The 20,268-nt window shown below is 62.9% G+C and carries 22 protein-coding genes and 1 tRNA gene; 8 read left to right on the forward strand and 15 right to left on the reverse strand.

Annotation, left to right across the window (positions count from 1 at the left end; genetic code table 11):
- Positions 1–18: 18 nt before the first annotated feature.
- The 3 genes from ACTIGC_RS00555 to ACTIGC_RS00565 all read right to left on the reverse strand — a co-directional run bounded on the left by ACTIGC_RS00555 (position 19) and on the right by ACTIGC_RS00565 (position 4,022).
- Positions 19–663 (reverse strand): hypothetical protein, encoded by a 645-nt coding sequence (locus ACTIGC_RS00555; RefSeq protein WP_439632555.1) that lies wholly within the window; start codon positions 661–663, stop codon positions 19–21.
- Between the two features lie 68 nt (positions 664–731).
- On the reverse strand, positions 732–1,091 hold the full coding sequence (locus ACTIGC_RS00560) for a hypothetical protein (protein ID WP_439632556.1): 360 nt from the start codon (positions 1,089–1,091) through the stop codon (positions 732–734).
- 132 nt (positions 1,092–1,223) lie between these two features.
- Positions 1,224–4,022, reverse strand: coding sequence for a TonB-dependent receptor (locus ACTIGC_RS00565; RefSeq protein ID WP_439632557.1), 2,799 nt, complete (start codon positions 4,020–4,022; stop codon positions 1,224–1,226).
- A gap of 246 nt (positions 4,023–4,268) precedes the next feature.
- On the opposite strand from ACTIGC_RS00565, the gene ACTIGC_RS00570 reads away from it, so the two are divergent.
- Positions 4,269–4,342 (forward strand) — tRNA-Arg (locus ACTIGC_RS00570).
- 134 nt (positions 4,343–4,476) lie between these two features.
- A complete protein-coding gene (locus tag ACTIGC_RS00575; RefSeq protein ID WP_439632558.1) occupies positions 4,477–4,896 on the forward strand; it encodes a response regulator in 420 nt (139 codons plus the stop codon).
- 5 nt (positions 4,897–4,901) lie between these two features.
- On the opposite strand, the gene ACTIGC_RS00580 is transcribed toward ACTIGC_RS00575, so the two are convergent.
- Positions 4,902–5,459 (reverse strand): GAF domain-containing protein, encoded by a 558-nt coding sequence (locus ACTIGC_RS00580; RefSeq protein WP_439632559.1) that lies wholly within the window; start codon positions 5,457–5,459, stop codon positions 4,902–4,904.
- A gap of 159 nt (positions 5,460–5,618) precedes the next feature.
- Here ACTIGC_RS00580 and ACTIGC_RS00585 point away from each other — a divergent pair, with 159 nt between their 5' ends.
- Positions 5,619–6,416 carry an SDR family oxidoreductase gene (locus ACTIGC_RS00585; protein WP_439632560.1) on the forward strand — a complete coding sequence of 266 codons (798 nt, stop codon included), beginning with the start codon at positions 5,619–5,621 and terminating at the stop codon, positions 6,414–6,416.
- Between the two features lie 6 nt (positions 6,417–6,422).
- On the opposite strand, the gene ACTIGC_RS00590 is transcribed toward ACTIGC_RS00585, so the two are convergent.
- A complete protein-coding gene (locus tag ACTIGC_RS00590; RefSeq protein WP_127565075.1) occupies positions 6,423–7,109 on the reverse strand; it encodes a response regulator transcription factor in 687 nt (228 codons plus the stop codon).
- 115 nt (positions 7,110–7,224) lie between these two features.
- Between ACTIGC_RS00590 and ACTIGC_RS00595 the strand changes: the two genes are divergently transcribed.
- Positions 7,225–7,740: a L,D-transpeptidase family protein gene (locus tag ACTIGC_RS00595; protein WP_439632561.1), complete on the forward strand. Its 516-nt coding sequence runs from the start codon at positions 7,225–7,227 to the stop codon at positions 7,738–7,740.
- Here the strand turns inward: ACTIGC_RS00595 and hslU are convergent.
- From hslU to ACTIGC_RS00620, 5 genes are all read right to left on the reverse strand, one after another.
- On the reverse strand, positions 7,737–9,038 hold the full coding sequence (gene hslU / locus ACTIGC_RS00600; RefSeq protein WP_439632562.1) for an ATP-dependent protease ATPase subunit HslU: 1,302 nt from the start codon (positions 9,036–9,038) through the stop codon (positions 7,737–7,739). The genes ACTIGC_RS00595 and hslU overlap by 4 nt on opposite strands.
- An 88-nt stretch (positions 9,039–9,126) precedes the next feature.
- Entirely contained in the window at positions 9,127–10,245 is a 1,119-nt protein-coding gene (gene queG, locus ACTIGC_RS00605) for a tRNA epoxyqueuosine(34) reductase QueG (protein WP_439632924.1), read from the reverse strand.
- Complete coding sequence (locus ACTIGC_RS00610; RefSeq protein WP_439632563.1) at positions 10,245–10,808, reverse strand: Smr/MutS family protein; 564 nt, start codon at positions 10,806–10,808, stop codon at positions 10,245–10,247. The genes queG and ACTIGC_RS00610 overlap by 1 nt, the downstream gene beginning before the upstream one ends.
- Before the next feature lie 6 nt (positions 10,809–10,814).
- On the reverse strand, positions 10,815–11,939 hold the full coding sequence (gene mltA, locus ACTIGC_RS00615) for a murein transglycosylase A (protein ID WP_439632564.1): 1,125 nt from the start codon (positions 11,937–11,939) through the stop codon (positions 10,815–10,817).
- Positions 11,940–11,988: 49 nt separating this feature from the next.
- On the reverse strand, positions 11,989–12,714 hold the full coding sequence (locus ACTIGC_RS00620) for a Tim44/TimA family putative adaptor protein (RefSeq protein ID WP_439632565.1): 726 nt from the start codon (positions 12,712–12,714) through the stop codon (positions 11,989–11,991).
- A 210-nt stretch (positions 12,715–12,924) separates the two neighbouring features.
- Between ACTIGC_RS00620 and secB the strand changes: the two genes are divergently transcribed.
- Positions 12,925–13,425 (forward strand): protein-export chaperone SecB, encoded by a 501-nt coding sequence (secB, locus tag ACTIGC_RS00625; protein ID WP_439632566.1) that lies wholly within the window; start codon positions 12,925–12,927, stop codon positions 13,423–13,425.
- Between the two features lie 5 nt (positions 13,426–13,430).
- Here the strand turns inward: secB and dnaQ are convergent, their stop codons facing one another.
- The 5 genes from dnaQ to ACTIGC_RS00650 are packed head-to-tail and all read right to left on the reverse strand — an operon-like array spanning position 13,431 to position 16,987.
- Positions 13,431–14,117: a DNA polymerase III subunit epsilon gene (gene dnaQ, locus ACTIGC_RS00630; RefSeq protein ID WP_439632567.1), complete on the reverse strand. Its 687-nt coding sequence runs from the start codon at positions 14,115–14,117 to the stop codon at positions 13,431–13,433.
- Positions 14,114–14,722 carry a dephospho-CoA kinase gene (coaE, locus tag ACTIGC_RS00635; RefSeq protein ID WP_439632568.1) on the reverse strand — a complete coding sequence of 203 codons (609 nt, stop codon included), beginning with the start codon at positions 14,720–14,722 and terminating at the stop codon, positions 14,114–14,116. Before coaE ends, dnaQ begins: the two co-directional genes overlap by 4 nt.
- Positions 14,719–15,540 carry a shikimate dehydrogenase gene (aroE, locus tag ACTIGC_RS00640; protein WP_439632569.1) on the reverse strand — a complete coding sequence of 274 codons (822 nt, stop codon included), beginning with the start codon at positions 15,538–15,540 and terminating at the stop codon, positions 14,719–14,721. Before aroE ends, coaE begins: the two co-directional genes overlap by 4 nt.
- A 5-nt stretch (positions 15,541–15,545) precedes the next feature.
- A complete protein-coding gene (locus tag ACTIGC_RS00645) occupies positions 15,546–16,133 on the reverse strand; it encodes a Maf family protein (RefSeq protein WP_439632570.1) in 588 nt (195 codons plus the stop codon).
- Positions 16,130–16,987: a pyruvate, water dikinase regulatory protein gene (locus ACTIGC_RS00650; RefSeq protein ID WP_439632571.1), complete on the reverse strand. Its 858-nt coding sequence runs from the start codon at positions 16,985–16,987 to the stop codon at positions 16,130–16,132. The genes ACTIGC_RS00645 and ACTIGC_RS00650 overlap by 4 nt, the downstream gene beginning before the upstream one ends.
- Positions 16,988–17,526: 539 nt before the next feature.
- Here ACTIGC_RS00650 and hemE point away from each other — a divergent pair.
- The 3 genes from hemE to hemJ are packed head-to-tail and all read left to right on the forward strand — an operon-like array spanning position 17,527 to position 20,095.
- Positions 17,527–18,552, forward strand: coding sequence for a uroporphyrinogen decarboxylase (gene hemE / locus ACTIGC_RS00655; RefSeq protein ID WP_439632572.1), 1,026 nt, complete (start codon positions 17,527–17,529; stop codon positions 18,550–18,552).
- Positions 18,553–18,584: 32 nt separating this feature from the next.
- A complete protein-coding gene (gene hemH / locus ACTIGC_RS00660; protein WP_439632573.1) occupies positions 18,585–19,649 on the forward strand; it encodes a ferrochelatase in 1,065 nt (354 codons plus the stop codon).
- Positions 19,649–20,095 (forward strand): protoporphyrinogen oxidase HemJ, encoded by a 447-nt coding sequence (hemJ, locus tag ACTIGC_RS00665; RefSeq protein ID WP_439632574.1) that lies wholly within the window; start codon positions 19,649–19,651, stop codon positions 20,093–20,095. Before hemH ends, hemJ begins: the two co-directional genes overlap by 1 nt.
- Positions 20,096–20,268: the final 173 nt, after the last annotated feature.

The following is a 20,268-nucleotide window of genomic DNA, read 5'->3' on the forward strand; positions in this document are numbered from 1 at the left end:
TAATCGGGAATGGCCGCTTCAGAAGCGGTACTGGAACTGGAGGAAAGGCTTGTCATCGGTGACCGACCAGCCGAACTCGGCCATGAGCGGTCCTTGGAAGAAGCGCACGAGCGGTGTCACACCGACGGGGTTCTCGGCCTGCGGATTGTGCTCCACCTGAACCATCAGCCAGGTGTGGAGCGCGCCGTAATTGGCCACGTAAGGGGCAACGCCTGCCCTCGCGGACTGCATGGCCTTTTCACCGACCGTTTCACCGGCAAAGCCTCTGGCCATGTAGGAGACGAACCAGCGGCGCGTCTCCCAGTCGGCCATCAGCCCCAGCGAGCCGGCCGCACCGCTGCCTGCCGGGTTATCGTCCACGCCAGATGCAATACCGGCCGCGCCAAACAGGTAAAGATTGGCCTGATAGTCCTCGCCAAACCAGCGATTGGCGAGCCATGTGGCTTGCACGCCGTGGAAGACATGATCATCCTCGCGGTGCCATTCGCCGCGATAGCCGATGGAATAGCGGTGATGGGGCGTGTAGTGCGCCCAGATGGCGCTCATATCGCGGTCATGTTCCACGATGAGCGTTCTGCCGCCCTCATAGGATACCGGACGGGCATCTGCGATGCCGCCGGATGCAAGCGCCAGCAAGGCGCCTGCGAAGATATATGCTCTCAAGGGATTATCCTTCCCGTCTGATCAATTCCGAAGAGGCGCGGACAGAGCCGCGCCGGTTCAAGGAAGGATCAGATCCGGGGAGGGGGCGGGTCGTGCGCAGGCGCAGACGAGAGGACCGTCTTCACGGCGAACAGGCGCGGCGCGCCGTGCAGAGCTACGCCGTCAAGAAAAGCGGCATCCACCGACAACCCGGACGCCAGCGCGCAATCAATACACGCTGCGCCGCCCTGACAGGCTTCATCGCCATGCAGGGCAGGATGCAGGTCGTCGTGAGACACCGGCGCCGGTTCGTGACAGGGCGGGTGGCTTGCCGGAGCAGCGTGAGACGCCGTTTCGGCAGCCTCCACAACCGGCATGGCAAGCGCGCAATTGGCCGAGCCGGTAACGGCAAGGCCAAGCATGACAAGGCTGGCAAGAAGCGCGCGCATGCAGCCTTGATACCCGTTTGCCCCGCTTTGCGCCAGTCACAGACCGGTGATGGGCCGGAAAGACACCGCAAAAAGACAAGGGGCGCGAGGTTTCCCTCGCACCCCTGGCTTTAGGCATTCAGGCTATATGGCCTAATAGTTGAAGCGCAGGCCAACAAACACGCTGCGGCCGAACTCTTCGTACTCATAGACACGCTGACGCTCGCCGAAATAGCGCACGCCGGGCGTGTTGGTCAGGTTCTTGGCTTCCAGGAAGAGCTCGAACTGGCTCGTCACCTCGAACGCTGCCGTAAAGTCGAGCTGCTCGCGGCCTTCCCAGTAGAGATCACGGCCCGGCTCTTCGATGTCGAGCGCATCGAGATAATCTGAGCGGTCATTGTAGGAGAGGCGGGCACTGAACCGGTCGGCCTCGTAGAAGAGGGCAACGTTATAGGCATAGTCTGACTGGCCCTGCAGCGGCACCACGGAGCGGCCCGCAATGGTGCGGCCCAGCTCCATCTCGGAGTCCGTCCAGGTGTAATTCGCGAACACACCGAAATTGCTCATCATGCCGGGCAGGAAATCGAAAGTCTGCTGCCAGGTCAGCTCAACGCCGCGGATGAAACCGCCAGGCGCATTTTCCGGACGGGTGAAGTTTGCCGGATCGCCCTCGAACGTGCCTGATGAGCGCAAGGTGTACTCATAGTCCTCCAGGTCCTTGTAGAACGCGTTGAGCGCGATCAGGCCGAGCGGACGCAGATAGTATTCAAGGCCTGCATCGAAATTGTTGGCGATAGTCGGACGCAGGTCCGGATTGCCAAGGCTTACCGTGCGGGTGCCCGGACCGTCATTGGCGCTGATCCGCGGGACAATATCATCATAGTCCGGACGCGAGATCGCGCGGGTCAGGGCAAGGCGGCCCACCAGATTCTCGTTGAACTCGTGGCGCACAGTCAGGTTCGGGAACCAGTTGGTATAGGACTGGCTGGCCGATACTGGTGTTGCGGTCTGGGTGGTGGTGGAGAAGCGGTTGCCCGTGCCGTCAAACTCGGTGTGCTCCACGCGCAGACCCGCGATGACGGTGGTGTTGGCCATTTCCACACGGGTCATGCCATAGCCGGCATAGATGCTTTCCTCGCCCGTATAATCGCCTTGCAGGGAGGCCGGGCGCAGGAGACGCGCCGGATCATTGCGCAGGGCCGGACGCACGGAATTGAAATAGGCATCCACGAGGCGCGGATCAAACTTGACGCCAAGATTATAGTTGAAGTTCAGCGACGGCTCGGTGCCCAGGAGATCGGACATCGGCACACCCGGTCCGTAAAGACCGGCCTGCGCGGCGGCGGCGCGGTAGCGCTCGTCGTCGAACGAGACATCACGGTTGCGGTAGGCGCCACCGAAACGGTGCGTGGCGCTACGGCCAAAGAGCGAACCGGCAAACTGCGCATTGGCGCGGAAGGCCCATTCCTCCTGCCGCGTATCTGCCCCGCGCTCGTCAAGGCGCTGGAAGTTGTAGGCACCAAGATTGAGGTGCTCTGCGGTCTGGAAGATCGTGATCGCAGGCTGGTCGGGATTGGAATAGTCGTAGGAAACCGTCGGGCGCAGCGTGGAGCGGAACTGCAGCTGGTTACGCTGCGGATAGCTCTGTTCAGACAGCGCCCATGACAGGGTGTAGTCCAGCTCGACACCGCCAAAATCATGCTCGCCGCCAGCGGCCAGCGTGGTGATGGTGTTTTCAACCGTGCGGTGACGCAGCTCTTTCTCAAAGCGGGTGTTGGCCCAGGTCGCGGTGTTGTCGGTCGCAGTGACAATCGAACCGGCATCGTAGGTCAGCAGGAAGAGATTGCGGTATTCATCGTCGCGGAAGCGCGAATGCGAACCACGCACGAAAAAGCGCGTGGCGTCGTCCGGGCGATACTCCAGCGAGCCGGTGAACGCGGTGCGGGTGCGTTCGGTGTCGTAATCCTTGAACTGGTTCTCGGTCACGACCCAGGTGTCGACCCCGCCGACATTCTCCAGTTCCCACTCGCTCTCGATATTGTCGACCTGACGGTCGGTGCGCGAATAGCTGGCGGAGAGAAGCGCGCCGAACTGGCCGTTCGCGCCGAACACGTTGGAGATGACGAGCGAGGAGCGGTAATCATTCGTGCCGCCAAACTCGTTATAGCTCGCACCGCCAGACGCATTGATACGCAGGCGCGGCGTGTCAAACGGCGAACGGGTGACAAGGTTCACCGCACCGGCGATAGAGTCCGCATCCTGATCAGGGAGAAGAGTCTTGAATACCTCGATAGTGTTCACGACGTCAGACGGGATGGTGTCGAGATCAATCGCGCGGGTGGAACCGTCCGGCGAGGGCAGGTTGGTGCCGTCAACGCTGACGGCGGTAAACTCGCTCGGCGCGCCGCGCAGATTGATATAGCGGCCTTCGCCCTGGTCGCGCGCGATACCAAAGCCTGGCACGCGCTGCAGCGCTTCGGCGATATTGGCATCCGGGAAGCGGCCAATAGCGTCCGACGACACGATACTGGTCGTGCCGTCAGCAGTGCGTTGCTGGTTGAGCGCGCGGGCCGTGCCGTCGAGGATAGAGCCGGTAATGACAATACGGTCCACCCCGTCGGCATCAGCGGCCAGCGTGAGGGTGATGGTATTGGCTTCACTGGCCGATATGTTCACACCGCGCACGCCGGTCGGCAGACCAAGATAATCTACCTCAAGCCGGGCCTCACCGGCAGGAAGGGACGGGAAGGTAAACTCGCCCTGACGTCCGGTAGAGGTGGTCAGGCCCAGCTCCGGCACGCTGACGCGGGCGCCCGGAAGGCTGTTGCCGCGCTCGTCCACCACGCGGCCGGTCAGCTGGTGTTGTGCAAGCGCCTCGGCGCCAAAAGCGCTCACGCCAAGAGCGAGCACGAGGCCCGATACGCCCAGAAGGCGTTGATTGCGGATGGTCATCGGTGAAGTCCCCCTGAAAAACAACCAGAAACCGTCTTGCGCGCGCGCAAGCCGGGTCTTGCTCGTTAGACCCGGGATTGGTGACAGACAGATCACGCCGGGTTGAAGCATTGGTGATGTTTTGATGACGGGACCGTCACCAGTGCGCGTCGGTTTGATGACAGGTGCTGCTGGCGTCAGTGAGCTGTCCGCCACCGCCAGGCCAGCATGACAGCGCTGCGGGCTTTGGCTATTGTCCGCTCCAGTGTCCCCGTAGCTCAGCAGGATAGAGCATCAGATTCCTAATCTGGGGGCCACAGGTTCGAATCCTGTCGGGGACACCGTTGCAGCCTTGCTGCCCGGACAAGCAATAGAATGCCCTACCGATTTCGCGCTGCAGCACGCAATTAAAGATTGCCCGCGCGCGCCTTCCACCCCTAGGCTCCGATCATAGAGCTTGCAGGGCGGATCACGCATGGGCGACACCACGCAACCGGCACGGATACTTCTGATCGAGGACGACGACACCGAAGCAGAACTGTTTGCCGGCATGCTCGTGCGCAAATCACCTGAGTGCACGGTTTCCCGCGCCGCCAGCGGCCGTGCGGCACTTGCGCAGCTGGCCTCAAGCCCGCTGCCTGACTGCGTGGTTCTCGATTTGCGCCTGCCAGGCGAAGATGGAATCTGGATACTCGAACGCCTGCTGGAATCGCCCGAGTGGCGCGCCATACCGGTGATCGTGTTTTCAGGCGATGTTTCACGCCTTGGACCGGCTTCCAGCCAGTATCCCAATGTTGCCTCGAGTGTACGCAAGCCCCATAGCGTCGAAGAGTATGAAGCCGCCTTGCTGATCGTGTGTGCTATTGTCGGCGCTACAGTGTCAGCTGCGGCCTGACGGCTTCAGGCCCGCTTCTGGACGGACGCTTCGGCGGGCAAATGGGTGTCCTGGCTGGAAAGCCGGCGCCGCAATTCCCTGAGCTCCAGCCGTTCGCGATGCGCATCAATGGCGTGCATCACAGCATCCGCCATGTGTCCAAGCAGGCGGATATTGCTTTCGCTCAACGACCGCGGCCGGGTGTCCAGCACACAAAGCGTGCCGACGGCATACCCATTGCCTTCAATAAGGGGCGCGCCGGCGTAAAAGCGCACATGGGGAGCGCCAGACACCAGCGGATTTCGGGCAAAGCGCGGATCGCGCACCGTGTCCGGGACCACCAGGGGTTCATAACCCTTGATGGTGTGGCTGCAGAACGAGATCGAGCGGGCGGTCTCACGCACATTAACGCCGAACGCGGACTTGAACCATTGGCGGTCGGCATCAACCAGAGCCACCAGCGCAATCGGCATATCGAGCGCAAGCGCCGCCGTTCGCGTCAGGCAGTCAAACGCCGGATGCGGTGCGGTGTCGAGTATGGCGCAGGCGCGAAGCGCTGCGAGACGCTGGAGCTCAAGAGACAATGTATAAATCCACTGAATCGATTCAGTGAACAACACTATAGATAGAGTGTTGCACAACCGTAAAGGCCCGGCATTGGCAGGGCGCGTTCACGTCAGGCTTCAATGATTGCCAACCAGCGCGCACCGTCTAGTCTGGCCAGAGATCAGGGTTAGGAGAGTATGAACATGGATCTGCGCGGCAAAGTCGCCATTGTGACCGGCGGGGCAAGCGGCATAGGGCTCGCCGTCGCAGAGGCCTTGCATGCAAAGGGGGCAATGATCGCTATTGCTGACCTGAATGCCGGTGCGGCGGCGGAGGCGGGCAAGTCACTCGCCGGGTTCGGCGAGGCGGTCGATGTTGGCGATGAGGCCGCTCTGGTGCGCTTCATCAACAAGGTCGAGCGTACGCTGGGTCCGGTGGACATCTATGTGTCCAATGCAGGTCTTGGCGTCACGGACGGGCCGGGCTGGGGCGCAGGCGATGCGCCCAATGCCGCCTGGGATCTCTGCTGGCAGGTCAATGTGATGGGCAGCGTGTTTGCAGCCCGTCACCTCGCCCGCAAAATCGCCGCTCGGGGCGGCCATTTCGTCATCACAGCGTCAGCCGCGGGCCTGCTGGCCCAGATCGGCGATGCGCCCTATTCGGCCACCAAGGCTGCGGCCGTATCCTTTGCCGAATGCCTGGCCATCACCCATGGTGACGAAGGCATGAACGTCCATTGCCTGTGCCCGGAAGGGGTGAACACGCCGCTGGTGCAGGGCATTGAAGGCGGCGCGCAGGGGCTGGGCGGCTATCTGGAAGCTGACGAGGTCGCGCAAATTCTGCTCAAGGCTATGGAAGACAAGCGCTTCCTCGTCATGACCCACGCCAATACGCCCGGCTATGTCGCCACCAAAGGGCAGGACCGCGACCGCTGGGTTGGCGGCATGCGCAAGCTGCGCCGCATGCTGGTGGAAAAGCTCGGCCGTCCGATGTGATGTGGCTCAGGCCTGCAGGCGGTAACCGCCTGTATCGGTGACCAGCAGGCGCGTCTTGCCCGGATCCGGCTCGATCTTTTGGCGCAGGCGGTAAATATGCGTTTCCAGCGTGTGGGTGTTGGCCTCGCGGTGATAGCCCCACACCCGGTCCAGCAATTCCTCGCGGGCAACAGGCTGGCCGCCCGCCCGGTAGAGATATTTCAATATGCTGGTTTCCTTTTCCGTCAGGCGGATACGCTTGCCATCCTGATTGACCAGCTGCTTCATGCCCGGCGTGAAGACATAAGGCCCGATATTGAGCACAGCATCTTCAGAAGATTCATAGCGCCGGAGCTGGGTGCGTACCCGCTCCAGCAGGACCCGGAAGGCGATCGGCTTGGCCAGAAAGTCGCTGGCGCCAGATTGCAGCCCCTTCACATGGTCTTCATCGCCTGACTGAGCGGTCAGAAGGATGATCGGGACGCTCTCGCCTTCCTCACGCAAGGCCGCGCAGGCATCGCGCCCGTCCATGTCCGGCAGGCCGACATCGAAAATGACGATATCAGGATTGTCCTCCCGCACACGCTCCATGCCTTGGCTGGCATTGACCGCTGTAATGACGGCAAACCCGTCCTCCAGGGCAAACTGTTCGGCCAGCGCCTCACGCAGATCGGTATCGTCATCGATAATGAGAACGGTCTTTTCACCGGCCATGGCGGGCCAAGCCTCCCTGATAGGCGTTCCCCGTAAACATAGGGCGCGTTGCGCCTGACCGCCAACTGCCTCAAGCCGCTTGCGGGCGGCGGCGGCATGACGGCAGTCTGGCGATATGAAAATGACCGCTCACAGTAATGGGATCCTGCTGGCCGGCGGCCAGCGCTTTCGATGCGCTCTGGGCCGCTCCGGCATTGTTCCCGCAGATGCCAAGCGCGAGGGGGATGGGGCAAGCCCGGCCGGTATATGGCCTGTCCGCCGTGCCCTCTGGCGCGCAGACAGGCTGGAAAAACCGCTAACCGCCCTGCCCCTGCAGATGATCACGAGCGATGATGGCTGGTGCGATGCGCCCGGCGATCCGGCCTATAACCGGCCGGTCCGCATGCCCTGGCCGTCCAGCCACGAGGTGATGACGCGCGAAGACGGGCTTTATGATGTCGTTGTGGTGCTCGGCCATAATGACAATCCGCCCGTGCCGGGGCTGGGCTCGGCCATCTTCCTGCATTGCGCCAGCGAGGACTACAAGCCCACCGAAGGCTGTATCGCGATTGCCCGCGTTGAGCTGGTGGCGCTCCTCAAGGACATGAGCACGGCCAGCACGCTGGAGATCAGCCTGGCCGCCTCGCCCTAGAGAATAAATTTCGACAGATCGGCGTTGGAAGCCAGCGCCTTGACCCGCTCATGCACATAGGCGGCATCAATCACCAGCGTCTCGCCAGAGCGGTCTGAGGCGGTATAGCTGATCTCCTCCACCAGCCGCTCCAGTATCGTGTGCAGGCGGCGCGCGCCGATATTCTCAACGCTGGCATTCACCTCGGCTGCATAATCGGCAATCGCCTCGATCGCGCTGTCATCAAGGCTGAGATCAAACCCTTCGGTCGCCATCAGGGCCACATATTGCGTGACGAGGCTCGCCTCCGGCTCGGTCAAAATGGCGCGGAAATCCTCGCGGGTCAGCGCTTTGAGCTCGACACGGATCGGCAGGCGGCCCTGCAGCTCGGGCAGAAGATCGCTCGGCTTGGTGACGTGGAAGGCGCCTGAGGCAATGAAAAGCACATGGTCGGTCTTCACCGGGCCGTACTTGGTAGCCACGGTCGCCCCCTCGATGAGGGGCAAAAGATCGCGCTGCACGCCTTCGCGTGACACGTCGGCCCCGCGCGCCTCTGCGCGGGCGGCAATCTTGTCGACCTCGTCGAGAAAGACGATGCCGTCATTTTCTGCGAGCCGCACCGCCTCGGCCTGAATCTGGCTGTCATCAAGCAAGCGGTCGGCCTCTTCCTGCAGCAGAGGTTCATAAGCCTCGCGAACCGTCGTGCGGATCGTCTTGCGGCGGCGGCCCATGCCTTTGCCCAGCATGTCACCGAGATTGATCATGCCGACGCCGCCCATGCCCGGCAGGTCCAGCCCTTGCAGCGGGTTGGCATCGTCCAGGAGCTCTATCTCGATCTCCTTGTCATCCAGCTCGCCTGCATGCAGCTTGCGGCGGAAGCTATCGCGCGTCGTGGTGCTCGCCCCCGGCCCCACCAGCGCGTCCAGAACACGTTTTTCTGCCGCTTCCTGCGCGCGTGGACGCACCTCTTCGCGGCGGCGCTCGCGCACCAGCGAGATCGCAATCTCGACCAGATCACGCACGATGGAGTCCACATCCCGCCCGACATAGCCAACTTCGGTAAACTTGGTGGCTTCCACTTTCAGGAAGGGCGCGCCTGCCAGCTTGGCCAGGCGCCGGGAAATCTCGGTCTTGCCGACACCAGTAGGGCCGATCATCAGAATGTTCTTCGGCGTTATCTCGGCCCGCAGGGACTCATCAACGCGCTTCCTGCGCCAGCGATTGCGCAGCGCAATGGCCACCGCCTTCTTGGCGTCATGCTGACCGATAATGTGGCGGTCCAGTTCGGAGACAATTTCGCGCGGCGACAATTCGGTCATGCACAGCCCTTGAAAAGTGTTTTGAGATCAGACAACCGCGCTCATGTAGGCAGTGGCACGCACATGGGAAACCCTTGCATCAGAACCGCTAGCAGGGACCAGTGTTCCACTCTGCGGAAACATCGCTATCGGTCTCGCCGGCAAGCCGCACCTCACGCTCTGCCTGAAAGCGTGCCTGGTCCAGCCGGGACAGCGCCCAGACAGCCGCCCCGCGCACCAGAGCGTTTGCATCATCCAGCCGCTCCAGCACCGCCTCCAGCGCGTCCGGGCCGGTATCATTGCCCAGCGCAATCAGCACATTGCGCACAAACCGGTCCCGGCCGATGCGCTTGACCGGAGAGGCAGTAAAGAGCGCACGGAAACCCGCATCATCGAGGCGTGAAAGCGCGCCCAGCAAGGGCGCTTCCAGCTCGGCGCGAGCGTGAAAGGCGGTCTCTTCGGTGCGCGCGGCGAACTTGTTCCACGGACACACGGCGAGGCAGTCATCACAGCCATAGATGCGATTGCCCATGGCGGCCCGGAATTCGCGCGGTATGGGGCCTTTATGCTCGATGGTGAGGTAGGAGATGCAGCGGCGCGCATCGAGCCTGTAGGGGCCAGGAAACGCGTCTGTGGGGCAGATGTCGAGGCAGGCCCGGCACGATCCGCAATGATCGGTTTCGGGCGCGTCAGGAACCAGCTCCGCCTCGGTCAGCATCACGCCCAGAAACAGCCAGCTGCCCCAGTCCCGGCTGACCAGATTGGTATGCTTGCCCTGCCAGCCCAGCCCGGAGCGCGCCGCCAGCGGCTTTTCCATCAGGGGCGCGGTATCGACAAAAACCTTCACGCCCTCACCCGTCTCGCCATGGAAGGCGCGCGCCATCTGTTTCAGGCGTTTTTTGAGAAGATCGTGATAGTCCCGGTTGCGCGCATAGACCGAAATGACAGCGCGGTCCGTGTGCGCAAGATCATCCAGCGGATTGTGCTCCGGCCCGTAATTGAGCCCCACCACGACAGCCGAGCGGGCCTCTGCCCACATGGCCGTCGGGTGGACGCGCCGGTCCAGCGTCTCTTCCATCCAGCCCATACTGCCATGATGCCCCGCCTCGACGAAGGCGCGCAGCCGCTCGCCTGCCTCCCAGGGCGCATCGGCGCGGGTTATGCGCACGGCGTCAAACCCGGCTTCTCGCGCCAGCGCGCGCGCTCTGTCGGAAAGCTCAGCCTTCATCATGCCCGCAGCATGACATAAAAGGCGCCGGAGCCGCCATGACGGGCATGGGCGGGCGCATAGCCGCTGACCAGAACGGCAAAGTCCGGCTCGGCGAGCCATAAGGGCAGACTGCGGCGCAAGACCCCCGGCAGGGAGGGTGCATCCGGCGTCCAGGGCTCAAACCGGCGGGAATCCTCCGCCCGCCCGGCAGCCCCCTTGCCGGTGATGACGAGGATGGTTTGATGGCCTTTCATGGCCGCGCGGGACAGAAAAGCCAGCAACATCTGGCGGGCATGGTCGGCCGTCTCGCCATGCAGATCAATGCGCGCATCAATCTCCACGCGCCCGCGGCGCACCTTGCGCTCGGCGCCGCGCTCTACCGGCGCGCTTCTCGGTACAGTCCCGGCGTTGAGCGCGGCAGGCGCAGTGCCGCTCCGGCCTCTGAGCAGGGCAGCAAACACTTCCTCATTCACAGGCGGCTGAACGCGCATTCCGCCTGCGGGCAGCGGCCGGGCCGTGCGCGACACCTTGCGCCAGAGGGCACGTTCTTCCGGTGTCAGGGTGCGCTTCGGCCCGCTCATGGCCTGTCACGATACCCGGCGCAACCGGGCCGCCAGCGCGTGAGGGAGCAGCAAGTGCCAGCGCGCAAAACTGTTCTGGCGCCCGGCGGTCTGTCCGGCCTCGTCACCCCAGCCGAAGAAGAGATCGCCGCGCACCGGGCCAGTAATGGCCCCGCCCGCATCCTGGGCGATGACAAGCCCGTTCCAACGGCCCTGTCCTGATACTTCGCCATCGATGAATACCGGCACGCCCCAGGCATGGAAGGCCGGATCGACTGCCAGGCTCGCCATTGGCGTCAACGGCACGCCCTGCGACCCCATCGGGCCGGTATTGGGATCGGCAATCTCCTGCAGATCAAAGAACACATAGCGCGGGTTTTCATTGAAGAGCGGCGTCCACGCCGCCGGACCATTACGCACCAGCCAGCTTTCAATGTGGTGCTTGGACGCCTGTCCCGGCGGCAGCTCGCCCCGGTCCAGAAGCAGCCGGCCTATAGACACGTAAGGATGGCCATTATGGGCTGCGAAGGCAGCACGGCGCTGGCTGCCATCATCAAACACCAGACGGCCAGAACCCTGAATCTGCATGAAGAACACGTCGATCGGGCGGCCCCAGGCCAGCGGCACGCCGATATTCATCGCCTCGATCTCGGCGCGCGGGCGCGCCTCGTCCGCGCCGCTGAACCGATCCGCATCGAGGCCAGCGATGAGCTGGGACATATCCCCGCGCGGGGAAAGCCCCGGACGCGCGCGGATCGCCATGGAAAACTCGTTATCGGGATAATAGCGCGCCTGCACCATGGGCTCATAATAGCCGGTCAGCCGCCCCTCACCACCCAGAGCCACCGGCGTAAAGCGCGCTTCAAAGAAGCTGCGGGCCATCTGGGCCGTTGCGCCGCGCGCGATCAGGGTAAGCGCCTCGCCGCACACCGCATGCCAGTCGCCGGCCCGGCCCGCATAGGGCGCGCGCTCGTTGAGCGGCCGGTCGGCCGGACGGCGCTGGATAGCCTCGCAGCTCTGCCCGAAAGAGCGCAAGGCCGCACTGACATCATGCCGGGCCCAGCCTTCAAGCGCGCCAAACCCGGAAAGCGGGCGCAGATCGAGTGACGATACGGCAGGGGGTTGCGGTGTAGCGGACGGCGTGTCCGGCACACTAGCGCAGGCAGAAAGGATTAGCGCAAGGCAGAGCGCGGCTAGGGTGCTAGGCCGGGCGCACGGCAGAAAGCCGCCAGTTCGGGTTGTCGCTCGTGACATCGCGCTCAAAGCTCCAGATCTCCGCTACCGGGTGCAGCGCCGCGATATCGCCCGACACCACGCTGCCATCGCTGGCGCGCGTTTCGTGGGCAATCTCGGCGACGAATCGCACCTTGATCTTGGCCTTTGGCCCGTTAAGGGAAGCTTCCTGCAGGCGCGTTTCCTTGATGCGGTCGATCTCGGTGGTCAGGGTTTCGCCTTTCGCAGCCCGCGCCTCAATGGCATCGCGGTAAGCGCTCATCACGCGCGGAGCCAGCAAAGGCTCCAGCGCTTCCACGTCTCCGCGCGCAAACGCGCCGGCAATCATCCCATAAGCGGCACGCGCGCCCTGGATGAACACCGCTGCATCAAAACCGGTATCAGCCTGCGCAATGGCCTCGAGGCCATCATAGGCAGCTTCATCGACATCAACGGCGCTGAATGCAGTTTGCGGGCGCCCGGATGGGTCCTGCACGCTGGCTGTTTCGCGGGCCGGCGCAGCCGCCTCACGCGCTACGGCCTTCTCGGCCTCTTCGCGCGCATGCTCTTCCGGGGAGCGCCCCACAGGACGGCCAAGCGCCATGTAAAGGCGTATGCCGATGAACACGGCCAAGCCTGCAAAAAAGAGTATCTGCAACAATTCCACGCGCATGCACCTCTTGGCCGCCCGGCTTTCGGGCGGGTTGATGGCCATCCCTGCCTACTCATATAGGCCGTCAGCCGCCTCAGGTCAGCCCGTACAATGCAGGCTGCGCTTTGGCATGGCGGCCCGGAACACCGGCTTGCCCGCTATCGCGCGCCATGCTACCCGCCCAGACCTTGCACAGGAAGCGGGCGCATTCCAGCCCTGCTGCCGGCCTTCAATGCCAAGGCTGGAAAACGTCCACAGGAGCTTGCACCGATCATGGCTGATACCCCCAATACACCTGACCAGAACGCAAACCCGGCCGCCGGGCCGAGCGTAAGAATACTGGGGCAGTATGTGAAGGATCTCTCCTTTGAGAATCCCGGCGCGCCCGACACGCTGCGCGGTAGCGCCTCCCAGCCCAATATCGATCTGGGCATTGATGTGCGCGTGCGCGCGCTGGATGCGGAGAGTTTCGAGGTCGAGCTGCTTCTCTCGGCCAAGGCGCAGCGCGACAACGCCACCCTGTTTGTCTGCGAGCTGAGCTATGCAGGCCTGTTCCAGATCCGCGGCATGGACGAGCAGGCGCGCGAAGCCTTCCTGTTGGTCGAGGCGCCTCGCCTGACCTTCCCCTTCGCCCGCGAAATCGTGGCCAGCGCGACGCAAAACGGCGGCTTCCCGCCGCTCATGCTCGAGCCTGTCGATTTTGCCAGCCTCTACCGCCAGCAGCTCGCCCAGCGCGCACAAGGCGGCTCCAACCCGCCGGCAGGCAACGCCTGATCAGGCTAGACGCCGAACCTCTTCCAGACGCGTGCCTCTCCCATCTCGGCCACAAAAGCCGCGTGGAGGGCACGCTCTTCGGGCGTGCTTGAAAGCTGTAACGGGGCCGGGCGCGGCGGGCGGGGCGCATAGCGCACCGTCCGGTCCGTGCCCTCCAGCCCGGCAAAGTCCAGCGCGCGCGTGCGCCCGCCATTAAGCTCCAGATACACTTCTGCCAGCAGATAGGCATCGATAAGCGCGCCGTGCTTGGTGCGGCTTTCCAGTGAAATATCAAATCGTTTGCACAAGGCGTCGAGATTGGCCGGCGAGCCGGGAAAGCGCTCGCGCGCCATCGCCGCCGTGTCCTTGAACCGGCTGTCGGGATAAGGGTCCAGGCCTGCGCGCGTCAGCTCCATATTGATGAAGCCGCGGTCAAAGGGCGCATTGTGCGCCACCATCACCGCATCCCCGACAAAGGCGATGAAATCCTTTGCCACCTCTTCAAACCGGGGCTTGTCGCGCAGCATTTCGCGCGTATAGCCGGTAATCGCCGTTACCTCGGCAGGGATATCGCGGTCCGGATTGATGAGCGCGTGGAACTCGCGTCCCGTCGGGATCATGTTGAACACTTCCACACAGCCAAGCTCGGTGACCCGGTCGCCTTCGAGCGGGTAGAGGCCAGTGGTTTCGGTATCGAATATGATCTCTCTCATGGGCGCGGATTTTGCGGGCGTTCGCGCAAGGCATCCAGAACCGCGCGCACCTGGAGGCGGGCTTCATCCACACCTTTTGACGTGTCGATAACGAAATCGGCCCGCTCGCGCTTGTGCGCATCGGGTGTCTGGCGAGCCAGGATCATGTCGAGCTTGTCTGCATGCATGCCGTCACGGGCCAGCACCCGCGTCCGTTGCAACTCTTCCGGAGCGGACACCACGACGATCACATCGACATGCCCCTCCATGCCGGTCTCGAACAGGAGAGGTATATCGAACAGAACGCACCAGGCCCCGTCCTTGCGCGCCTGCTGCAGAAAGCCCGCGCGCCGCGCCGCCACCAGCGGATGCACGATGGCCTCAAGACGGGCGAAATCCTGTGGCTTGTCTTTCAGATGGACGCTGAGCGCATCGCGGTCCACGCGCCCAGCTGTAATCACATCGGGAAACACGGTACCGACCGGCTCAACCGCCTCACCGCCCGGCGCATACATCGCCGCCACCGCCGCATCGGCGTCAAAGACCGGCACGCCTTCAGCGGCGAACAGGGAGGCCGTGGTGCTTTTGCCCATACCGATGGAGCCGGTGAGGCCAATCGTGATCATGCCCTCTCCTCCAGCGCGGCTTCCAGCAAGGCCCTGACCTGCGTACCGGCAGGCGCAGGCTGGCCGAAGAACGCCTCAAAGGCCGGGCGGGCCTGGCCGATCAGCATGGAAAGCCCGTCGGCCGTGCGCAGGCCAAGCGCCCGGGCCTGTTTCAGCAGAGGCGTCTCGAGCGGCGCGTACACCATGTCAAAGACAGCGGCGCCGGGCGGCAATGCATCCAGCGGCACGCAGAGCTCCGGTTGTCCCTTCATGCCAAGTGAGGTGGCGTTGATGACAAGGCGGGCGCCCTCTAGCGCAGCCGCCGCTTCGTCCAGCCCGTGGATCCGGGCCGCGCAGCCCATGGAACGGACCAGTTCGCCTGCCCTGTCCCGGCTGCGATTGATGATCCGCACTGGCGCGCCCGACGCATTAAGCACATGAAGCGCCGCACGGGCCGCGCCGCCAGCCCCGATAAGGACAGCCGGGCCCACACCGGCCTGCCAGCCGCTTTCTGCCAGCGCTGCTTTCACCCCCACAATATCGGTATTGTCCGCCACAATGCCGTCTGGAGTGAAAAGAAGAAGGTTTGCCGCGCCGCAGGCGCGCGCGCCCTCGCTCGCCTCGTCGGCCAGTGCCAGAGCGGCCTGCTTGTGCGGCAAGGTAACATTGATCCCGCGATAACCCCCATCGCGCAGGCGCGATATGGTGGCGGCAAACGCGTCTGGCTGCACGCCGATACGGTCATAGCTGCCGGCAAGCCCCGCATCGGTCAGCCAGGCCTGCATCATCAGCGGCGAAAGCGAGTGATCGACCGGCCAGCCTGCGACACCGGCTTTCATGACAATCAACCCTCCAGCACGCTGTGCTGGCGCAGCACATCCAGCAGCGGCAGGAGCGGCAGGCCCAGAACCGAGAAGAAATCGCCTTCTACCCCCTCAAACAGCTGCGCGCCCAGCCCTTCATAGGCATAACCGCCGACGCCAGCTGTCAGGATAGACCCGGCATCGCGCATATAGCGGTCGAGAAAGCTGTCCGAGACATTGCGGACATGCATCTCGCACCGGCTTTGATGCTGCCACACAATCTGGCCATCACAGGCCAGTACCAGCCCGCCAACCAGCGCATGCGTCCTGCCGCGCAGCATTATCAGGCGCGCACGGGCCTCTGCCTCATCCCGCGACTTGTCATAGGCGCGGCCTTCAAATTCCAGCACCTGATCGGCGCCGAGTACCAGCTTTCCCGCCTGCCGGGGCGAAACCGCCAGGGCTTTCTGCCGGGCAAGCTCTAGTGCCAGTTCAGCGGGCGTGCCGGCAAAGCCTGCTTTCACGGCGCCCTCATCAATATCCGCCGGATCAATCGTGAAAGGCACGCAGGCCTTATCCAGAATCGCGCGGCGCGACGCCGAACCGGACGCCAGAACAAGCGCGGTCATAGCTTGCCTCCCGTCATCTTGCCCCGGTGTTCGGTGAGAAGATTGATGATCTTGGCTGCCGTTTCCTCGATGGAGCGCCGTGTGACATCGATGGACGGCACGTTGTGGCGGGCAAACAGGCGCTTGGCAAAAATAAGCTCATCCTTCACCGCGCCTTCATCGACATATTCGGTCGAGCGGTCCTCATTCAGATTCAGGAGCCGGTTGCGGCGTATCTGGACTATGCGTTCAGGCGTCGCGTAAAGCCCTACAATGACAGGTTTTTTATGTGAAAACAGATCGGGGGGAAGCGGCGCTTCGGGCACAAGCGGAATATTGGCCGCGCGCACGCCGCGATTGCCCAGATAGATGGAGGTCGGGGTTTTCGACGTCCGGCTGATCCCCAGAAGGATTACATCTGCGCTCGCCAGATCATCGCCCTGCCCGTCATCATGGGCCATGCAGTAATTCATCGCCTCGATACGCCGGTAATAATCGGCATCGAGCGTTCGCTGGGCTCCGGCACGGCCCGTCATCGGCGCGCCCAGGTAGGCCGAGAGCGTTGTCTCTATCGGGTCCAGCAGGGCAATGGCGGGAATGGACAGCTCCGCACAACGCGTTTCAAGAGCCTCCCGGAGCTCCTGATTGACGACCGTGTACATGACCACGCCCGGGAAAGCTTCGACATGCTCCAGCGCACGCGTCATCTGGCGTGGTGAGCGTACAAGCGCAAACAGGTGTTCGATCGGCTGGCCACGGTCAAACTGCGCGGCGGAGGCACGCATGGCGCTCATCAGCGTTTCGCCCGTGGAATCAGAGATCATATGGACATGAAAATAGATCTTTATGTCCGGTGCGCGTTGGGAAGTGGGCATGATATCCTTCTTGAAGACCGCGTGATCTGAGCGCTGGCGGGCTGCAGCTCAAGCGTTAGCCCGTTCTGCCCCGCCTGTGAACAAGCTGTCAGCAAACATGTCAGCCTGTCCCCGCTCACCCCGCTGGTGGCAAGATCACAGGCGAAGTGGCCATCGTCACCCACATCCCATCCCCGGTCATCCACCGGACAGCCCGTTCCGGGAAATGGCAAATCATGCGCTGTCGACGAAGGGCGCAAAGGCTCATTGGCCGCACCACACTATCCCCGGCACCCTCACGCATTAATGTTTTGTTAAAAAAGATGAATTTTGAGTTAATATCCAAATCAACAGCCGCGGCAGAGCGGCTGGTGCGGCACATTTGCCCACAGGGTGTGAAATACGCGGATAACAGGGTAAGGAACCTGCGTTTTCCACGATGCTGACAGGCCTACGACTCATCTCCTTCCAAATTTTCTTTTTCATTTGAGAAAGAAGAGTGTGGAGGAAAGCATACCCGAGGCCCGTCAGCTGCCAGTGATATCAGAGGGTAACGGCCGATGACCGAACGCGCGCTTTTGAAGGTTCTTGCCGGAGAGAGCTTGAAGACTCCTCCGGTATGGCTGATGCGTCAGGCCGGGCGTTACCTGCCTGAATACCGCGCGGTGCGTGCCCAGCAGCCCGATTTCATTGCCTTCTGCCTGAACCCTCAGGCCGCAGCCGAAGTCACCCTGCAGCCGATCCGCCGATACGGGTTTGATGCCTCCATCGTGTTTGCCGACATTTTGCTGATCCCCCATGCGATGGGCCAGAAAGTGTGGTTCGAGAAGGGTGAGGGTCCAAGGCTGGCGGCGATGTCGCTCGATACGCTTTCAGCACTTCGCCCGGATGGGGCAGCGCAGAAGCTTTCCGCGGTCTGTGAGACTTTGCGCCTCGTACGCGCTGGCCTGCCGGACAGCTGCACGCTGATCGGCTTTGCTGGCGCGCCCTGGACGGTGGCGACCTACATGATCGAGGGCGGTGGATCGAAAGACCGCTGGAAGGCCCGCACCGCCGCCTGGAGCGAACCGGAAACGTTTGACCGGCTGCTGGCCAATCTGGCTGATGCGACCGCCGACTATTTGATCGCGCAGGCAAAAGCCGGCGCAGACGTGCTGAAAATCTTTGAAAGCTGGGCTGAAGGCCTGCCTGCGCCCTTGTTCAACCGTGTCGTCATCGCGCCCACACGGCGCATAGTCGAGCGTGTGCGGGCAGCGGGCATCACCGCCCCCATTATCGGTTTTCCCAAAGGCGCGGGGCCGCACTATGTCCGCTACGCCGAAGAGACCGGGATTGATGCCATCGCCACCGATCACGGCCTTGATACCGACTGGGCCGTGGCCAATCTGCCGCGCTCCATGCCGGTTCAGGGTCAGCTCGATCCTGCCGTGTTGAAAGCAGGCGGGGCCGCGCTGAAATCGGAGGTCAGCCGTCTGCTCGACGCATGGGGGGGGCGGCCCTATGTCTTCAATCTCGGACACGGGATCAATCCTGATGTGCCGCCTGAACATGTGAGCGAGCTGCTGGCCCATATACGCGGGCGCTAGCACGCGCCTTAAGACAAGCCGGAGTAGACTCTATGGGCCGTAAAATCGCTGTTGTGCTGTTCAATCTGGGCGGGCCGGACGGGCAGGCAAGCGTAAAGCCCTTTCTGCGCAACCTGTTCAATGATCCGGCCATCATCTATGCGCCCTGGCCCGTCCGCCCCCTGCTGGCCTGGCTGATTTCCACAACGCGTGGACCCAAGGCTGCCAAGGAATACGCCAAGATGGGCGGCGGCTCTCCCATAGTGCCGGAGACCGAAAAACAGGCGGCAGCCCTCACCTCCGCTCTGCAGGCTGCTCTGCCCGGCGACGAGATCCGCTGCTTCCTGGCCATGCGCTACTGGCATCCTTTCACTCATGAAGCGGCCGAGGCGGTAAAGGCCTGGGGCGCGGATGAAGTGGTGCTTTTGCCGCTCTATCCGCAGTTTTCGACCACCACGACGGCCAGCTCGCTCAAGGCCTGGCGCGATGCGGGCGGCGGGGAAGCGCGCACGATCTGCTGCTTCCCGCGCGAGGCCGACTTCATAGCCGCCCATGCAGGCCTGATCCGCGACGCTTGGCAGAAGGCCGGAAAGCCAGACAATGTACGCGTGCTGCATTCCGCCCATGGCCTGCCAGAGATCACCATCCAGCGCGGGGATCCCTATCAGTGGCAGGTGGAGGAGACGGTGAAGGTGGTAACCGCGCTTCTGCCGGAGCTGAGCGATCATATCACCTGCTTCCAGTCGAAAGTCGGCCCATTGAAATGGATCGGGCCTTCAACTGAAGACATGGTGGAAGAGGGGGCGAAAGAGGGAAAACACATCATCCTGTCGCCCATTGCCTTTGTGTCCGAGCATATCGAGACGCTTGTGGAGCTGGATGAGGAATATGCCGAGCTGGCGCACGAACACGGCGCGGCTGGCTACACCCGCGTGCCAGCGCTGGGTGTAACACCAGACTTCATCAAGGCGCTGGCCGGGCTGGTCGTGGATGCGCTCGAGGGCTCGGCCGGGCTGAAGCCGCCATCGGGTACGCCCATATGCCCGGCTGAATTTGGCCGCTGCCCGTGCCGCGAAGCAGGTTATAAGGGCGTGGCAAGCCAGCCAGAGGCCGCCTGATGGATTTTCTCCTGCCCTATTATGATGTGCTCAAAGCCCTGCACATCGTGTCGGTGATCTTCTGGATGGCCGGCATGCTCTACCTGCCACGCCTGTTTGTGTATCACCACACCGCCACGCCAGGCGGGGAGCTGGAAACCGCTCTCCTCAAGCAGGAGAAAAACCTCAATCGCATCATCATGGGCCCGGCGCTTATCGCGGTCTGGCTCTTTGCCATATTGATGATTGCGGCAAACCCCGCCCTGTTCAGCCAGGGCTGGTTTCACGGCAAGCTGGCGCTGGTGATCGCGCTGTCCGGCGTACACGGGTTTTATGCGGCCAGCGCGAAGCGCTTTGCCAAAGGCGAACGCCCGCGCAGCGAGAAGTTCTGGCGGATGCTCAATGAAGTACCGGCGGTGGCGGCGATTATCATTGTATTACTGGCAGTGCTGAAGCCTTTCGCTTGACGGCTGCGGGCGCTTGTGTCACGCCTAAGCCATAACCGCCCGCCTGCGGACGGCTTCCCCCTTTATCGTGCTGTCCTTGGCGTATAGCTTTGCGGTCTGGCACGCTCTCGAAACACAGTCTTGCCCGCCTGCAGCCCGTGAGGGCCGCGTTCGCGGGACCGGAACCAGCAGCT

Source organism: Glycocaulis sp. (genome assembly GCF_051859565.1).
Classification (GTDB): Bacteria; Pseudomonadota; Alphaproteobacteria; order Caulobacterales; family Maricaulaceae; genus Glycocaulis.

Coding starts and splice junctions, on each gene's coding strand:
- ACTIGC_RS00620 (WP_439632565.1), bottom strand. CDS start 12,714: ATGGCCATCAACCCGCCCGAAAGCCGGGCGGCCAAGAGGTGCATGCGC.
- ACTIGC_RS00590 (WP_127565075.1), bottom strand. CDS start 7,109: ATGGCCGGTGAAAAGACCGTTCTCATTATCGATGACGATACCGATCTG.
- dnaQ (WP_439632567.1), bottom strand. CDS start 14,117: ATGAGAGAGATCATATTCGATACCGAAACCACTGGCCTCTACCCGCTC.
- ACTIGC_RS00595 (WP_439632561.1), top strand. CDS start 7,225: ATGAAAATGACCGCTCACAGTAATGGGATCCTGCTGGCCGGCGGCCAG.
- secB (WP_439632566.1), top strand. CDS start 12,925: ATGGCTGATACCCCCAATACACCTGACCAGAACGCAAACCCGGCCGCC.
- ACTIGC_RS00610 (WP_439632563.1), bottom strand. CDS start 10,808: ATGAGCGGGCCGAAGCGCACCCTGACACCGGAAGAACGTGCCCTCTGG.
- ACTIGC_RS00650 (WP_439632571.1), bottom strand. CDS start 16,987: ATGCCCACTTCCCAACGCGCACCGGACATAAAGATCTATTTTCATGTC.
- ACTIGC_RS00560 (WP_439632556.1), bottom strand. CDS start 1,091: ATGCGCGCGCTTCTTGCCAGCCTTGTCATGCTTGGCCTTGCCGTTACC.
- ACTIGC_RS00575 (WP_439632558.1), top strand. CDS start 4,477: ATGGGCGACACCACGCAACCGGCACGGATACTTCTGATCGAGGACGAC.
- queG (WP_439632924.1), bottom strand. CDS start 10,245: ATGAAGGCTGAGCTTTCCGACAGAGCGCGCGCGCTGGCGCGAGAAGCC.
- hemH (WP_439632573.1), top strand. CDS start 18,585: ATGGGCCGTAAAATCGCTGTTGTGCTGTTCAATCTGGGCGGGCCGGAC.
- coaE (WP_439632568.1), bottom strand. CDS start 14,722: ATGATCACGATTGGCCTCACCGGCTCCATCGGTATGGGCAAAAGCACC.
- hslU (WP_439632562.1), bottom strand. CDS start 9,038: ATGACCGAATTGTCGCCGCGCGAAATTGTCTCCGAACTGGACCGCCAC.
- hemE (WP_439632572.1), top strand. CDS start 17,527: ATGACCGAACGCGCGCTTTTGAAGGTTCTTGCCGGAGAGAGCTTGAAG.
- aroE (WP_439632569.1), bottom strand. CDS start 15,540: ATGAAAGCCGGTGTCGCAGGCTGGCCGGTCGATCACTCGCTTTCGCCG.
- ACTIGC_RS00645 (WP_439632570.1), bottom strand. CDS start 16,133: ATGACCGCGCTTGTTCTGGCGTCCGGTTCGGCGTCGCGCCGCGCGATT.
- hemJ (WP_439632574.1), top strand. CDS start 19,649: ATGGATTTTCTCCTGCCCTATTATGATGTGCTCAAAGCCCTGCACATC.
- ACTIGC_RS00565 (WP_439632557.1), bottom strand. CDS start 4,022: ATGACCATCCGCAATCAACGCCTTCTGGGCGTATCGGGCCTCGTGCTC.
- ACTIGC_RS00585 (WP_439632560.1), top strand. CDS start 5,619: ATGAACATGGATCTGCGCGGCAAAGTCGCCATTGTGACCGGCGGGGCA.